This is a genomic window from Pseudomonas sp. FBCC-B1565, from assembly GCF_059133265.1.
On sequence record NZ_CP101438.1, the window covers coordinates 6308030 to 6322651 of the forward strand.

Consider the following 14622-nt stretch of genomic DNA (forward strand, 5'->3'; position numbering starts at 1 on the left):
TCAGGTAAGGGGCGCCGACTTATGGTGCCGACTGCCCTGCTGAATAGCGCCTGAACAGACTGGAAGATTCCCGCGCCTACCGACCTGCGGGCCACACCCACTTCGGGATCAACCTTACGTAAATCAACTCCCCCACCAGTTCGACCAGGGTTTGCAGGATCACCGCCGTCGCCGCCAACCCGCGCACCTCTTCGGGAAGGGCCAGTGCCAAGGGCAGCACCACCAATGAATTGCGCGTTGACGCGCTGAATGTCACCGCCCGCGCCGTTGCAGCAGGGAGTGCAAACAGCCGCGACGCCAGCGCCCCCATCAACGGGGCCAGCAACAGGAAGCCGATATACACCGGAATCACCGGCAACAGCAGGTTGATATCCCGCACCACTGAAGTGATTTGAGAACCGATCACCACAAACAACACCAGCGCCATCGCGGGTACGGGCAACCATGCCCAGGCGCTGCTCCACGCGTTGAAGACAGATGACCGCCGCGCCAGGGAAGTCGTGAGCACTGCCAGAATCATCGGCAGCACAATCAACAACAGGAATGCCTCGACGAATGGCCCCGCCGCCACCACGACCTCAGACTGCGGCCCCAGCATCAACCCCAGGTATAACGGCAGCAGCGCCAACTGCAGCAGCAACAGCACCGGCGTCGCCGCCAGCATCAGCCGCGAATCGCCCTTGCCGATATGGGTAAACACCACCACGTAGTCGATGCAGGGCGTCAGCAACACCAGCAACGCGCCGACCAGCAACGCCGGGCGCCCCAGCAGGCTTTGGGTCAAGGCCCACACCAGCAAGGGCACCAGGATGAAGTTGGCCAGCAGCAATGCCGACAGGAAGCGCTTGTTACCCAAGCCCTGGCGCAGGTCCAGAAACGGGATTTGCAGGAACATCGCGTACATCAGCATGGCGATGGCGGGGGTGACCAGTGCGCTGAGGCTATGAGCAAATGAGGGAGCAAGCAGACCGAAGATGCTGGCCAGCAGCACGGCTAAGAAGTAGACCGGGATCTGGTTTTGTTCAAGGGTGTCGCGGGTCATTAGGCGCCCCAATAGATCACAAAGCTGCAAGCCTATGCATCTATTGGCGCAAGGTCGAGTGAAACGGAGCGCTTGTATCAGAGGGGTATTCTTGACGTGTATGTAGCACAGTCAGAACTTCAACCTGCTCCATCACGCGATAAACCACTAAATAGTTTGGGTGGACAACCATTTCCCGAGTACCCGCCAAGCGGCCTTGCTTGAATCCGTATGGCATCGAAGACAAATGCTCGGTGGCCACCACAATGCTACGGTGCAGCGATGCGGCAGAAGCCGGATTGTATTGCTCTATGTAATCAATGATTTCCGTCAAGGCGACAATAGCCTCGGGCCGCCATTTAACGAGAAGCACGGCGAGCCTTGCGCCTCTCGTCTAGCATCCTCTCGACCTCAGCCATCGCCTCATCGTGTGGAATACTAGGACGCGGATCATCAATTGAAGCCTGCACCTTGGCACGAAACCAACGGTCATAGCTGGCAGCCTGCTCTTCGGTTTCAAACTCTGAAACGATGGGAGAAAGTGGGATGCTCATAGGGGCCTCCTTGATGGATGCCTGCCAGTCTAATCGGTCCATGGCTTGCTGTCGTTCCTCTCGGATGTGTGGCTTTATCAGCGGGTGTCGAAGGTTAATAACCTCGCCAGACAGCGCACAAGTACTGGCAAACTGACCAACTGTTACTAAAAAAATAAGAAACCGATCAGGGTCGAGAAACCAATGAATTTGAACGACGCCTCTTTACAATTGCCTCCGGCCCCGCCCGCACGCGATCACAGCACCCCCTTCAAGGAGCCCGCCGCCGACGGCCATATCCTGGGCGGCTTCACCTGGCGCCATATCAGGACCGACCCCGCACGCCCGGTGGTGATCATCAACGCCGCCACCTCCGTACGCTGCCGCCACTACGCGCGCTTCGCCGACTACCTGTTCGCCAACGGCTTCGATGTCATCACCTATGACTACCGGGGCATTGGCGAATCCCGCAACGGCTCGCTGCGCCACTTCCAGGCCTCGTGGTCGGATTGGGGCGTGCTGGATTTCGAGGCGATGCTCAAGCGGGCGCAACGAGAATTCCCGGGCCAGCCCGTTGACGTAGTCGGCCACAGCTTCGGCGGCTGCGCGGCCGGGCTAGGGGAGTCGGGCACGGTTATTCGTCGGATCGTCACGGTAGGCGCGCAGTTCGCCTACTGGCGCGATTACGCGCCAAGCGGACGCTGGCGCATGTTTGCCAAGTGGCATGTGGTAATGCCGCTGCTGACGGCACTGTGCGGATACTTCCCCGGCAAGCGCCTGGGCTGGCTGGAAGATACGCCAGCCGGCGTAGTGCGCGACTGGAGCACGCCGACTCCCCGATATGAAACACGCCCCAGCGGCCGAGCGCTGGGCGACCTGCCCTTCAGCCGTGTGAAGGCGCAGATACTGGCGATCAGCATCACGGATGACCCCTTCGGCACCGTGGCGGCCATTGAGCGGTTACTGGGTTATTTTGACGGCAGCGAACGTACGCATCTGCGCATAGCGCCGGAAGACATCGGCGAAAACCAGGTCGGGCATTTCGCTTTTTTCCGCAGCGAATATCAGGACCGGTTGTGGCCGATTGCATTGGCGTGGCTTCAAAACGGTCAATTGGCCGCGGATACCCTTGGGATTTCCCCCAACCTGCGCTTCAATACTCCACCCTGACTCAGAACCCTAGGACGCCAACCCCATGGCCTCGCCGAACAAGCAGCAAAAACGCGCCCACCGGGCAAAGGCCAAGGCCAAGCAGAACCGCACCCAGCGCGCCGTCGCAGTCAAACCGGATGCATTTGCCGGCGATGACAGCCGCATCGACTTGGAGTCGGTGGATTTAACGGAGATGTTCATCGAGATGCGCACTGCAGGCGAAACCAGCCAGCAGGCTTTGTGCGCGGCATTCCTGGCGCACCCGCTGTTGGCGCTGGTGCTGGAGCAGGAAGGTGAAGAGCAAGCCACCGATTTCATCCTCGCAGCGCTGATCGAGTATCGACAGTGGGCGACGGATACCGATGATGAGGCGGCTGCACTGGCATGGATCGAGTCACCGGCGTTTCAGGCGGATTACGTCGCGGCGTCCCAGGCGCTGATCAACCCAGAAGCCTGACGCGAAAACAAAGTGGGAGGGGGCAAGCCCCCTCCCACATTGGGTCAGTTAAGTACCGCTGCACCCACCCGCTGTGCCTTGCGACGACTCGCCACAATCAGCCCCGCCGCCACTACCAGCAAGCTCAGCACGCCGGTCGCGATGATCTCGACCCGGTGCGCTTCCTGGAACAGCATGATGGTCAACGTCCCCACGATGAACACCATCACCGCATAGGTCAGGCCAGGGAACAGCCACATCTTGAAGACGATCTTTTCGCCCGCCGCCGTGCGTTTCTGGCGCATGCGCAGCTGCGACACTGCGATCACCAGGTACACCAGCAGCGCGATGGCGCCGGAGCTGGCCAGCAGGAACTCGAACACCGCCGCCGGGGCTACGTAGTTGGCGAATACCGCCAGGAACGCCGCGCCGGTGGACAGCAACACCGCCCAGTAAGGCGTGCCGCTCTTGTTGGTGCGCTTGGCCACAGCCGGTGCATCGCCGCGACGGCCCAGGGAGAACAGCATGCGCGAAGCGGTGTAGAGCGCCGAGTTCAAGCAACTGGTTACGGCAACCAGCACCACCAGGTCGACGATCAGCTTGGCGTTCGGGATACCCATGCGCTCCAGCACGGTCTGGTAGGAACCTACGGCCGCCAGGGTCGGATCGTTCCAAGGCACCAGAGACACCACGATGAAAATCGACAGCAGGTAGAACAAACCGATCCGCCAGATCACCGAGTTGGTGGCCTTGGTGATTTGCTGGCCTGGGTTCTTCGATTCAGCGGCGGCGATGGTGACGATCTCGGTGCCCATGAAGGAAAACATGGTGGTCAAGATCGCAGCCAACACAGCGCCCATGCCGTTGGGCATAAAGCCTTGGGTGTCGAACAAGTGCGAAACGCCGCTGACCTGGCTGGTCGGCAGGAAACCGAAGATCGCCGCCAAGCCGAGGATCACGAAGCCCACGATCGCCACGACCTTGATCAACGCGAACCAGAACTCGAACTCGCCGTAGTTCTTCACGCTGAACAGGTTGGTCGCCGTCAGCAGCAAGGTGATGATCAGGGTAAAGGCCCAGATGGCCACATCCGGGAACCAGGCATGCAGGATGGTCGCGGCGGCGTTGGCTTCCAAAGGAATCACCAAGACCCAGAACCACCAGTACAACCAGCCGATGGTAAAGCCGGCCCAATGGCCAATCGCACGGTCGGCATAAGTGGAGAACGAACCGGTGTCCGGCGACGCCACGGCCATTTCGGCCAGCATGCGCATCACCAATACCACCAGCGTGCCCGCCGCGGCATACGCCAGCAGTACGGCCGGGCCGGCGGCAGCAATCGCGTGGCCGGAGCCGACAAACAGACCGGCACCGATGACGCCGGCAATCGACAGCATGGTGACGTGACGCGGTTTGAGCCCCTGTTCGAGGTCATTGGAGCTTTGCGTACTACTCATTGACACACCTTTGCGAGGAATTGCGAAAACGGTCCACCCGGCCCGGGATCTTTCTCGTGAAAAGAAACCAACAGGGCGTTCTTTATTTTTTACGCAAGATTTGCGCCAAAATGTTACAGAGCCGCGATTGACGCGGGCTGTAGGACGATTCAACAACCATCGCAAGTCATTGAGAACAATGGCATTCCGCTATAGCGTTACCGTGCGACCCACATTGAAGACGAATAAACGCACCATAAACACACACAAAAAGTACGTGACGCCCCACAAAAGGGCTGATATGCACCGTTTGCCCGGTTAACCCTTCCAACACCCGGCCAAAGCTGGCACCATCGCGCCCTTTTTTACGCAAAGCCTGCGGTTTTCCGGGTTCAAACGGTTGTTCGGTTGTTGATGGCGCGACACGCTGCTGTGCCGATGCGACACCCCGCCGCACACCACCGGTTTACCGCCGGCCGCGCTGTTGGCTGCCATCAGGACGCTATGCTAGCTTGGCGCCTCGCCAGGAAGGCGGCCCAACAGCAGGATTGCAACGAACACAATGAGGACCCCACATGGCCGAGGCCACGCCCGCGCTTGAAATCCGCAACTTGCATAAACGCTATGGTGAGCTGGAGGTACTCAAAGGTATCTCGCTGACCGCTCGCGACGGCGATGTGATCTCGATCCTGGGTTCCTCCGGTTCCGGCAAGTCCACCTTCCTGCGCTGCATCAACCTGCTGGAAAACCCACACCAGGGTCAGATCCTGGTGGCCGGCGAAGAACTCAAGCTCAAGGCCGCGAAAAACGGCGAACTGATGGCCGCCGACGGCAAGCAGATCAACCGCCTGCGCAGCGAAATCGGTTTTGTGTTTCAAAACTTTAACCTGTGGCCGCACATGAGCATCCTCGACAACATCATCGAGGCCCCGCGCCGCGTGCTCGGCCAAAGCAAGGCCGAAGCCATCGAAGTCGCCGAAGCCCTGCTGGACAAGGTCGGGATCGCCGACAAGCGCCACGCCTACCCCGCGCAATTGTCCGGTGGCCAGCAACAACGGGCGGCCATCGCGCGCACCCTGGCGATGCAGCCTAAAGTCATCCTGTTCGACGAGCCCACTTCCGCGCTTGACCCGGAAATGGTTCAGGAAGTACTTAATGTGATCCGCGCGCTGGCCGAAGAAGGTCGCACCATGCTGCTGGTCACCCATGAAATGGGCTTCGCCCGCCAGGTGTCCAGTGAGGTGGTGTTCCTGCACCAGGGCCTGGTCGAAGAGCAAGGATCGCCACAGCAGGTGTTTGAAAACCCGCTTTCGGCGCGCTGCAAACAATTCATGTCCAGCAACCGCTAACGGAGCAACATGCATGCAGAACTATAAAAAATTCCTTCTGGCCGCGGCCGTCTCGATGGCGTTCAGCGCCACGGCCATGGCAGAAACCTTGAAAATGGGGATCGAAGCCGCCTACCCGCCGTTCAACAATAAAGACGCGAGCGGCAACGTGGTCGGCTTCGACAAAGACATCGGCGACGCCCTGTGCGCCAAGATGAAAGTCGAGAAATGCGAAGTGTATGTGTCCGACTGGGACGGCATCATCCCGGCCCTGAACGCCAAGAAGTTCGACTTCCTGGTGTCCTCGCTGTCGATCACCGACGAGCGCAAGCAAGCCGTCGACTTCACCGACCCGTACTACTCCAACAAGCTGCAATTCATCGCGCCTAAAGCCACCGCCGACTTCAAGACCGACGCGGCTTACCTGAAAGGCAAGGTCATCGGTGCACAACGCGCGACGCTGGCCGGCACCTACCTGGAAGACAAGCTGCCGGATACCGAAGCCAAGCTGTACGACACCCAGGAAAACGCCTACCTCGACCTGACCTCCGGTCGCCTGGACGGCATCCTCGCCGACAAGTACGTGCAGTACGAATGGCTCAAGAGCAAAGACGGTTCGGCCTACGAGTTCAAGGGCGACCCGGTGGTAGAAAGCGACAAGATCGGTATCGCCGTGCGCAAGGGCGACCCACTGCGCGAGCGCCTGAACAAAGCCCTGGCAGAGATCAAGGCAGACGGCACCTACAAGAAGATCAACGACAAGTACTTCCCGTTCAGCATCGAATGATCTGAACGGTATGCCCGGCGCGCTCAGTTGAGCGCGTCGGCTTTTTGCAATGCCTGCCGCGATATGAAAACACCATGAATTTCGATCTCTACGGATTCGGCCCGGCGCTTGCCGCTGGCGCGCTGATGACCGTCAAACTGGCGCTCACGGCCCTGTGCCTGGGGCTGGTGCTCGGCCTTGCCGGGGCCTTGGCCAAGACTTCGCCGTACAAGCCGCTGCAATGGGTGGGCGGTGCGTATTCGACCATCGTGCGTGGCATTCCCGAATTGCTGTGGGTGCTGCTGATTTACTTCGGCACGGTCAACCTGATGCGTGCCCTCGGTGAGTTCTTCGGCAACCCCGACCTTTCCCTCAGCGCCTTTGCCGCCGGGGTGATCGCCCTGGGCCTGTGCTTTGGCGCCTACGCAACGGAAGTGTTCCGTGGCGCGATCCTCGCCATTCCCAAGGGCCACCGTGAAGCCGGTGTCGCCTTGGGGATGTCGAAGTTGCGGATCTTCACCCGGCTGATCATGCCGCAGATGTGGCGCATCGCCCTGCCGGGCCTGGGCAACCTGTTCATGATCCTGATGAAGGACACCGCCCTCGTATCGGTGATCGGCCTGGAAGAAATCATGCGCCATGCGCAGATCGGCGTGACCGTCACCAAGCAGCCCTTCACCTTCTTCATGGTCGCCGCCTTCATGTACCTGGGCCTCACCGTGCTGGCCATGACCGGCATGCACTTCCTGGAAAAACGCGCCGCCCGCGGCTTTGCAAGGAGCACCCAATGAGCGGCGACTACAGCTGGCTGGCGCATTTCGACCTGGGCCTGAACTGGGCCGTGATCATCAAGTGGCTGCCCAAGCTGGCCCAGGGCGCCATCTTGACCCTGGAGCTGGTCGCCATTGCAGTGATCGCCGGCCTGTTGCTGGCGATCCCGCTGGGTATCGCCCGGTCTTCACGCCGCTGGTACGTCAGCGCCCTGCCCTATGCCTATATTTTCTTCTTCCGTGGCACGCCGCTGCTGGTGCAGTTGTTCCTGGTCTACTACGGCCTGGCGCAGTTCGATGCAGTGCGCGAGAGCTTCATGTGGCCCTACCTGCGCGATCCGTTCTGGTGCGCCACCGCCACCATGACCTTGCACACCGCCGCCTATATCGCCGAGATCCTGCGCGGCGCGATCCAGGCCATCCCGCCCGGCGAGATCGAAGCCGCACGTGCGCTGGGTATGTCCAAGCCGAAGACGCTGTTCTACATCATCCTGCCGCGTGCCTCGCGCATCGGCCTGCCGGCGTACAGCAACGAAGTGATCCTGATGCTCAAGGCCAGCGCCCTGGCCAGTACCGTCACCCTGCTGGAACTGACCGGCATGGCACGGACCATCATTGCCCGTACCTACTTGCCGGTAGAGATCTTCTTCGCTGCGGGCCTGTTCTACCTGTTGATGGCCTACGTGCTGGTACGCGCCTTCAAACTGCTGGAACGCTGGCTGCGCGTCGATGCCTGCCAAGGACGTTGAGGCACGCTTCCAGGCGCTGGATGCGTTCCTGTTCGAGCACCAAGGGCTGTGGAAACCACGGCCCTTTACTCATCTGTACTTGCCTTGGGAAACCCAGCACCCCGAACTCGCACAGTGGCTGCGACAGCGCTCGTTGGACGATGCCGAAACCTGTCACAACCACCCCCATGACCTGCCGGCACCGGCACCGTTTGCGCAGCTCGCCGCGCAAGCTCGCGCGATCAGTGCTGTGGATAAGTTACCGACGCAGCCCCTGGCTCCCGCTCGCCATCGCCTGAATGTCGATGTTCCAGGTCGCAAGTGGGAGCAAATTGAAGCCTTCGGCAGTGCGCTGCTGTTTGCGCAAGCCACCACCCACTGGCTGGACTGGTGTTCAGGCAAGGGCCACCTGGGCCGCCGGCTGGTGCACGCCGATCAAGCCCTGACCTGCCTGGAATACGACCCCGCACTGATCGCGGCGGGCCAGGCCTTGAGCGATCACCACGGCCTGCCCGCCACCCATCGCCTGCAAGACGTGATGGCCGATGTGGCGATCCGCGCCGAACACACCCCCGTCGCCCTGCACGCCTGTGGCGACCTGCATGTGCGCCTGCTGCAACTGGCCAGCGCGGTCGGCTGCAAGCAGCTGGCGCTGGCGCCGTGCTGCTACAACCGCATCAATGCCGACACTTACCAGCCATTGTCCAAACGAGGCCGTGCTTCGACCCTGCAACTGTCCCTCGATGACCTCGGCCTGCCGTTGAGCGAAACCGTCACCGCCGGCAAACGCGTGCGCTTGCAACGCGATACGTCCATGGCACGGCGCCTGGGCTTCGACCAACTGCAACGCGAACTGCGCAACCTCGACGAGTACCTGCCCACACCGTCCCTGCCCGCCAGTTGGCTGGACAAGCCCTTCGCCGACTACTGCCGGGAGCTGGCGAACCTCAAAGGGTTATCCACAGGTGAACCGGATTGGGCGGCGCTGGAGGCCCACGGCTGGCGCCGCCTGGCTGAGGTGAGAAACCTGGAGTTGGTGCGTGGTCTGTTTCGGCGCCCGCTGGAGCTGTGGCTGGTGCTGGATCGGGCATTGTTTCTCAGCGAGCACGGCTACCAGGTCGACGTAGGCACCTTCTGCGATCCCACACTGACACCGCGCAACTTGATGGTGCTTGCCGAGCGCGATTAGAGGGCAAAATTGTCGCAGTGCAGCCTGTGGATAACTCTGTTGATGGATTCTTTACGGAGCCTGTAGGCATCTGCGCTACAGGCCAAAAGCCGGGCTGATCATTTTTTGTTCACAAAATAAAACGCACGCAAAACAGGCAGTTGCAGCGTGATGAGAACGGCTCCACAAAATGGCTGTTGGGTGACAGGTGCATCCAACCAATTGTGCATAAGCATCTGGCGTCAAGCGTATAAAAGCGCGCTTTACCGTTGTTTTCTGCGCGCTATCAACAGCCGGCAAATCTCATTGATATCGTCCCCGGCCAAGGTCAATGCCTGGCTGTCCAAGGGGTCGGTGCCAAACGCCAGCGCCTCGCTGATCGCCAGGTCACGGTGCACTTCCAGTGGTTCTTTAGCGCCCAGGCGCTGCTTGAAAGCCTCGACCATGTCCAGGCTGAAGGCATTGTCTTCATCCAGTTGGTTGATCACGAAATGCACGTGTGGCGCACGCTCGCGCTCAAGGTGCGGTGCCAACAGCACGTCGAGTTGGTCCAGGGTGCCCAGGGATGCAGCATCTGCCTGGGCGATCACCAACACCACATCGGCCACGCTCAGGGCTTGATGGAAATAGACGTTATTACCGGCGGGGGTGTCGATGATCACGGTATGACGGGCGCTCAGGTCCAAGGCGGACAGGCGTTGCGCCAGCCAATCCGGCTCATGCTTGAGCCAGCGTTGCAGGTCGTCTTGCTGGCGCAGGTCGGTGTCGCCAAAGGTGATCACGCGACTGCCGACAAAGCCGGGCTGCTGGAGAGCGTCCCAGTGCGCATTGCGCAGGCTGCTCGGGCCGATACCCGGCGAACCCGGACTGACGCCGAAGTGCATGCGCAGCGCGTTCTGCGGGTCCAGGTCGACGGCGACCACTGATTCACCCAGGCGCTGCAGGCCGCTGCTCAACGCGGTGGCCAGGGTACTGCGCCCCACTCCACCATTGACCGACACCAATGCCACCACGCACGCACGCCGCACAGCCTTATCTACCGGCTGGGACTGTGCATTCGCACTGGGGATTTGCGAAGGGAACGGGGTGCCGTCATCCACAGGGATGCTGCCAAAAAAATGCAGCCGCGCATTCAACCCCTGAACGTCACGGCTGACATCTTTTCCAAGCAACACAAGCAGACCATCAGTAAAGCTCATAGCGAATTCCTCATCACGGCGAAGCCCAAAGACGTGAAAAGGTCAGCTGATACGACTGCTTACCGCAGGTCTTTTTGTGGTCGCCCTAGTGCAAGCAGTCTGCTTCAGGCGCGCAAAAGTGTCATTATTTTGATGATAAAGCTGTATATTTTTTAGACAAACGGCAAATCGTCAAATTACTGACCAAGCGTGATCACATCGTAGGGTGTTTGCAGATCCCGCTCCGGTATCTCCCAAATCAACAGCTTGGGCGGTGTTTGCTTGAAGGCCGGGCTTTCGAAATAGGCCTTGGCCGCCCCCGAGAACTCGCCCCCGTCCTTGCTGAAATTGCCGACCGGCGCATTCAGGGCTTTTTGCAGGAAGCCGACAAAGTTGGAATTGCGCGAAAACGAGGTGCCGATCAACGCCACATTGGGCAGGCCGGCGTCGCCAAACAGGTCGTCGGCGTTGCTGGTTGCGCCGCCGGTTTCATGGGCGGTGCTGGCCGCGACCGACTCCCCTGGCGGCTGCAACTTGGGCGGCAACCAATCCAGACCGGCCAGGCGCACCAAGTCACCCGGGCGTACGGCGAGGGGCGCCTGGGTGATATGGAAGGTCTGCTCCGGCGTTGCCTGGATGCCGCGCTGCCGGATGCGCTGCGCGAGCGCCTGGGCGCCAGCGTTGGAACCGATTTCGCTCCAGTGGGTGTCGGTGCGCAAGTAGGCATTGGCGCCCAGGGGCTTCAAGGTGTCGGTCAGGTCCAGCGCGGAAACGCCGGCAGCTTGCAGCCGTTTGGTCCAGTCCTGAATGCGGCCGTCGAGCACCGCCGGGCGGTACAGGCCACAACGTTCGGCAGCGGCGATGCGGCTCTTGTCCGGCACCACCACCACTTGCAGGTCGATGCCTTTTTGACCCAGTTGTTTTTGCAGGTCGATCACCGCCTGGGCCTTGGTCTGGGCATTGGCCTCGGCATGCCGGTTGATGCGCAGTTCATCGCTGATAAACAGCCAGCCCGGGCAACCCTGACGTACCCGTGGCCCGGTATCACCGAACGCCAGCCAGCTGCCGCCGCGCTCCAGGTTGGCGGCCTGGATCGCCATCGGCGCCTTGGCCAGTTCCTTGGCGAAACGGTGGGTCAGGTCGCCGTGCAGCAGCATGTCGCTGTCGACCTTGGCCGGCACAAAGCTGATCGGGCCCTTCACCATCAACCAGGCGCAGGACAGCAGCCCCGCCGCCAAGAAGGGCACCAGCACCCAGGCCGCCAGGGGGCTGGTGCGGACGGCCAGTTCACTCGGAGGCGTGGGCGCAGTAGGAGCAGGCATGGTCGGGCGTCCTTAAAACTGAAAGTACAGAAACGGTACGGCGTCGCGGCTGGCGATCAGCGCGAACGACAACACAAACCCGGCCACCGGCCACAGCGAAGCCGCCAGCACAAACCACGGCTGGGTGCCGAAGCGCTGTTCGCAACGCACCTGCCAGATCGGCGCGATGATGCACACCAGGCCCAGCAACGCCGCCATGCCATGGGCCGGGCGCATGGCCACGGCCATCGCGTCACCCAAGGCCATGCCGTGCAGGCCGAACTGGCCGGCGTACATGGTCAGTGCCGAATGGAAGTCCGGCGCACGGAACAAGGTCCAGGCCAGGCACACAAACAGCAAGGTCAGGACGTGCGACAACACCGGCGGAATGCTCGGCAGGCTCGACCGCGACCAGGCCCGGTCGACACACAACGCCACGCCATGGGCCGAACCCCACAGCAAGTAGTTCCAGCTGTCGCCGCCGTGCCACAACCCGGCAATCGCCATGGTCAGGAACAGGTTGCGGTAGGTGCGCCACACACCGTCGCGGTTCCCGCCCAGGGCGATGTACAGGTAGTCGCGCAACCAGCTGGACAACGACAAGTGCCAGCGCCGCCAGAAATCCTGGATGCTGCTGGCCAGGTACGGCCGATTGAAGTTTTCCGGGAAGTGGAAGCCCAGCATCAGGCCCAGGCCGATGGCCATGGCGCTGTAGCCGGCGAAGTCGAAGAACAGTTGCAGCGAATACGCCAGGCAACCGATCCAAGCGTCCACCAGGCTGGGGTTTTCCAGGTGGAAGGCAATATCCACCAGCGGCGACAGGGTGTCGGCCACCAGCACTTTCATGCCCATGCCGATCATGAAGCGCCGCGCGCCGAGGGAGAAATTCGCCCAGTTGAAATAACGCTGGTTCAGCTCGCGGCGAACCCAGTCGTAACGGATGATCGGGCCGGCAATCGAGTGGCCGAACATCGAGATATAGGTGGCGTAGTTGATGAAGCTGCGCTCCACCGGCACCGTATGCCGGTGCACATCCACCAGATAGGAAATCGCCTGCAGCACGATGAACGACAAGCCGGCCGGCAAGGCCACGCGCTGCCAGTCCAGCGGCATCGCACCGTACCAGGTGATCACCTCGCTCACGGTGCCAGCGACGATGTTGGCGTATTTGTACCAACACAGCACCGCCGTGTTGAACACGATCAACGCGATCAACAGGCGCACGCGGCCTTTGCCGTCCTCACGGGAGCGGTCCACCAGCAAGCCGCCGACCCATGCCACCACGGTCAACACCATGTGCAGGAACAGGAACAGCGGGCTTAACCAGCCGTAGAACAGCCAGCTACCGATCAACAGGATGACGTTGCGCCAGCTCGGACGAGCCAGCGCGTAGATCAACAGGAAGGCCGGCAGGAACAGTGTGAGGAATTCGAGTGAGGCAAAGACCATGGTGGTGTCGGGCCTGATCAGTTAGCGAGCGTGTCAGGCGCGAACAACAACCGGGTACCGGCAGCCGCTGGCAATGCCAGCACACTGTAGCGCTCGCCGGCTTTGAGGGCGAAGGTCAACGGTTGACCGGTGGGCGCACCGGCGCACTTGAGCTGTACCGACAGTTCCACCGGGTTGATCATGCGACGCTGCACCGAACCTTCGGCGGCGTTCTTGAACAGCTCGGCCTTTTGCGCCACGGCTTCCAGGCTGGCATCGGCACACGCGGCGTCGGCATTGACGAAGGCCAGCGAGGCTTTCAGCGCGTTGAAGTCATCCGGTTGCTCGTGAATCACCAGTTGGCGAATACTGCCTTTGGCATCGGCGACGGCGATCACCGTAGCGAACTCGCCTGGGGCGACAGCGACAGCCAAATCAGCGTTTTTGCCGCCCTGGCTCAACACGCCTTTGATCGGCGCGCTGCCGCCCGACACGGGCAGGTAGTCGGAGACAAGTTTGTCGCCACCCAGTACCAGGCTGGCCTTGGACCCTTCGGCCACCAGCTTCAACTCGCTGCTGGTGCCGTTGGCAAAGCGCAGGAACGCCGAGTCTTTTTCCGGCCCGGTGGGGTACAACGGGATGTCGGCGCTGTAAGCGCTGACGCTGGCGAACAAGGTCGCCAGGCCCAGGGAAATACGCTTCATCACTTGGCTCCCTTCACAGCATCCGCCGGCAATGCCGACAGCGCGCCACCGATGGCCTTGGCCCACTTCTGATAGCCATCAATGGTGAAGTGCTGGCCGTCGGTGGTGATCCACTCGCCTGGCTTGGAGAAGGTCAGCGAGTCGATGTAGGTGCACGGCGCCACGTTGGTCGCCAGGAACGACGACATCAGCTTGGTGCGCGCGTCATCCTTCTTGTACATGCTGCCAACCTTGCCCCAGGCCGGGCCGACCCACACGCATTTGGTGCCGGTTTCGCTGATGGCTTTGGTCAGGGACGTCACGCTTTTCCACGCCCAGACTTTCGGGAACTGCGGGTCCGGGTAGGAGGCCATGGTGTCGCCAATGATGATCACCACGAGGTCGGGTTTGTCCTTGGCGATCAGGTCCTTGACCGGCGTGGTACTCATGGCGTTCTTGCCGAACACCTGTGGCTTGGCGCCCGGCAGGTTTTCGGCGCCGCAGTCGACTTTCTTCGGCACGATCCAATCGGCCGCGCCGGCACCGCAGGCGCCGATGGTGTGGACCTTGGCGCCTTGCGCCGTCAGGTTGGCTTGCAGCGGATCGAGCAAATGGTCCGGGAAGCTCAGGTGGCTTTCGCCGAGTACCAGCAGGGTCAGGCCGGCAATTGCGGAAACAGGCATGGATGACTCCT

General features: G+C 61.3%; 16 protein-coding genes. 7 read left to right on the forward strand and 9 right to left on the reverse strand.

Annotated elements, in window-relative coordinates; all coding sequences use genetic code 11:
- Positions 1-76 precede the first annotated feature (76 nt).
- From NL123_RS29085 to relB, 3 genes are read right to left on the reverse strand one after another with little or no spacing between them, the layout of a single operon-like run.
- Positions 77-1042, reverse strand: a complete 966-nt coding sequence (locus NL123_RS29085) for an arsenic resistance protein (RefSeq protein WP_494356850.1) — start codon at positions 1040-1042, stop codon at positions 77-79.
- Between the two features lie 40 nt (positions 1043-1082).
- Positions 1083-1394: a type II toxin-antitoxin system RelE/ParE family toxin gene (locus NL123_RS29090; protein ID WP_081049318.1), complete on the reverse strand. Its 312-nt coding sequence runs from the start codon at positions 1392-1394 to the stop codon at positions 1083-1085.
- Complete coding sequence (gene relB, locus NL123_RS29095) at positions 1381-1575, reverse strand: type II toxin-antitoxin system RelB family antitoxin (protein WP_058426337.1); 195 nt, start codon at positions 1573-1575, stop codon at positions 1381-1383. Before relB ends, NL123_RS29090 begins: the two co-directional genes overlap by 14 nt.
- Positions 1576-1758: 183 nt before the next feature.
- Here relB and NL123_RS29100 point away from each other — a divergent pair, with 183 nt between their 5' ends.
- Positions 1759-2724 carry an alpha/beta hydrolase family protein gene (locus NL123_RS29100; RefSeq protein ID WP_494356851.1) on the forward strand — a complete coding sequence of 322 codons (966 nt, stop codon included), beginning with the start codon at positions 1759-1761 and terminating at the stop codon, positions 2722-2724.
- A 25-nt stretch (positions 2725-2749) separates the two neighbouring features.
- Complete coding sequence (locus NL123_RS29105; protein ID WP_248485712.1) at positions 2750-3163, forward strand: hypothetical protein; 414 nt, start codon at positions 2750-2752, stop codon at positions 3161-3163.
- Between the two features lie 44 nt (positions 3164-3207).
- On the opposite strand, the gene gabP is transcribed toward NL123_RS29105, so the two are convergent.
- Positions 3208-4599, reverse strand: a complete 1392-nt coding sequence (gene gabP / locus NL123_RS29110; RefSeq protein ID WP_033896896.1) for a GABA permease — start codon at positions 4597-4599, stop codon at positions 3208-3210.
- A gap of 554 nt (positions 4600-5153) precedes the next feature.
- Between gabP and NL123_RS29115 the strand changes: the two genes are divergently transcribed.
- The 5 genes from NL123_RS29115 to NL123_RS29135 all read left to right on the forward strand — a co-directional run bounded on the left by NL123_RS29115 (position 5154) and on the right by NL123_RS29135 (position 9359).
- On the forward strand, positions 5154-5927 hold the full coding sequence (locus NL123_RS29115) for an ABC transporter ATP-binding protein (protein WP_012721734.1): 774 nt from the start codon (positions 5154-5156) through the stop codon (positions 5925-5927).
- 13 nt (positions 5928-5940) lie between these two features.
- Positions 5941-6693 carry an ABC transporter substrate-binding protein gene (locus NL123_RS29120; RefSeq protein ID WP_003187758.1) on the forward strand — a complete coding sequence of 251 codons (753 nt, stop codon included), beginning with the start codon at positions 5941-5943 and terminating at the stop codon, positions 6691-6693.
- Positions 6694-6767: 74 nt separating this feature from the next.
- A complete protein-coding gene (locus tag NL123_RS29125) occupies positions 6768-7463 on the forward strand; it encodes an ABC transporter permease (protein ID WP_058426326.1) in 696 nt (231 codons plus the stop codon).
- A gap of 38 nt (positions 7464-7501) precedes the next feature.
- Positions 7502-8191 (forward strand): ABC transporter permease, encoded by a 690-nt coding sequence (locus NL123_RS29130; RefSeq protein WP_071497232.1) that lies wholly within the window; start codon positions 7502-7504, stop codon positions 8189-8191.
- The gene (locus NL123_RS29135) at positions 8172-9359 is read left to right on the forward strand and encodes a methyltransferase (RefSeq protein ID WP_494356852.1); all 1188 of its coding nucleotides are present in this window, start codon (positions 8172-8174) and stop codon (positions 9357-9359) included. The genes NL123_RS29130 and NL123_RS29135 overlap by 20 nt, the downstream gene beginning before the upstream one ends.
- A 242-nt stretch (positions 9360-9601) precedes the next feature.
- On the opposite strand, the gene bcsQ is transcribed toward NL123_RS29135, so the two are convergent.
- The 5 genes from bcsQ to NL123_RS29160 form a co-directional block, all read right to left on the reverse strand.
- Entirely contained in the window at positions 9602-10537 is a 936-nt protein-coding gene (bcsQ, locus tag NL123_RS29140) for a cellulose biosynthesis protein BcsQ (protein WP_494356853.1), read from the reverse strand.
- A gap of 176 nt (positions 10538-10713) precedes the next feature.
- Entirely contained in the window at positions 10714-11838 is a 1125-nt protein-coding gene (locus NL123_RS29145; RefSeq protein ID WP_494356854.1) for an alginate O-acetyltransferase AlgX-related protein, read from the reverse strand.
- A gap of 12 nt (positions 11839-11850) precedes the next feature.
- Entirely contained in the window at positions 11851-13266 is a 1416-nt protein-coding gene (locus tag NL123_RS29150; protein WP_494356855.1) for an MBOAT family O-acyltransferase, read from the reverse strand.
- A gap of 17 nt (positions 13267-13283) precedes the next feature.
- Positions 13284-13949 carry an alginate O-acetyltransferase AlgF gene (locus NL123_RS29155; RefSeq protein WP_494356856.1) on the reverse strand — a complete coding sequence of 222 codons (666 nt, stop codon included), beginning with the start codon at positions 13947-13949 and terminating at the stop codon, positions 13284-13286.
- The gene (locus NL123_RS29160; protein ID WP_494356857.1) at positions 13949-14611 is read right to left on the reverse strand and encodes an SGNH/GDSL hydrolase family protein; all 663 of its coding nucleotides are present in this window, start codon (positions 14609-14611) and stop codon (positions 13949-13951) included. The genes NL123_RS29155 and NL123_RS29160 overlap by 1 nt, the downstream gene beginning before the upstream one ends.
- Positions 14612-14622: the final 11 nt, after the last annotated feature.

Bases quoted from the DNA above. Each gene is read 5' to 3' on its own strand.
- NL123_RS29150 (WP_494356855.1), bottom strand. From the start codon at position 13,266: ATGGTCTTTGCCTCACTCGAATTCCTCACACTGTTCCTGCCGGCCTTC.
- NL123_RS29160 (WP_494356857.1), bottom strand. From the start codon at position 14,611: ATGCCTGTTTCCGCAATTGCCGGCCTGACCCTGCTGGTACTCGGCGAA.
- NL123_RS29145 (WP_494356854.1), bottom strand. From the start codon at position 11,838: ATGCCTGCTCCTACTGCGCCCACGCCTCCGAGTGAACTGGCCGTCCGC.
- NL123_RS29120 (WP_003187758.1), top strand. From the start codon at position 5,941: ATGCAGAACTATAAAAAATTCCTTCTGGCCGCGGCCGTCTCGATGGCG.
- relB (WP_058426337.1), bottom strand. From the start codon at position 1,575: ATGAGCATCCCACTTTCTCCCATCGTTTCAGAGTTTGAAACCGAAGAG.
- gabP (WP_033896896.1), bottom strand. From the start codon at position 4,599: ATGAGTAGTACGCAAAGCTCCAATGACCTCGAACAGGGGCTCAAACCG.
- NL123_RS29115 (WP_012721734.1), top strand. From the start codon at position 5,154: ATGGCCGAGGCCACGCCCGCGCTTGAAATCCGCAACTTGCATAAACGC.
- NL123_RS29125 (WP_058426326.1), top strand. From the start codon at position 6,768: ATGAATTTCGATCTCTACGGATTCGGCCCGGCGCTTGCCGCTGGCGCG.
- NL123_RS29135 (WP_494356852.1), top strand. From the start codon at position 8,172: ATGCCTGCCAAGGACGTTGAGGCACGCTTCCAGGCGCTGGATGCGTTC.
- NL123_RS29085 (WP_494356850.1), bottom strand. From the start codon at position 1,042: ATGACCCGCGACACCCTTGAACAAAACCAGATCCCGGTCTACTTCTTA.
- NL123_RS29105 (WP_248485712.1), top strand. From the start codon at position 2,750: ATGGCCTCGCCGAACAAGCAGCAAAAACGCGCCCACCGGGCAAAGGCC.
- NL123_RS29155 (WP_494356856.1), bottom strand. From the start codon at position 13,949: ATGAAGCGTATTTCCCTGGGCCTGGCGACCTTGTTCGCCAGCGTCAGC.
- bcsQ (WP_494356853.1), bottom strand. From the start codon at position 10,537: ATGAGCTTTACTGATGGTCTGCTTGTGTTGCTTGGAAAAGATGTCAGC.
- NL123_RS29100 (WP_494356851.1), top strand. From the start codon at position 1,759: ATGAATTTGAACGACGCCTCTTTACAATTGCCTCCGGCCCCGCCCGCA.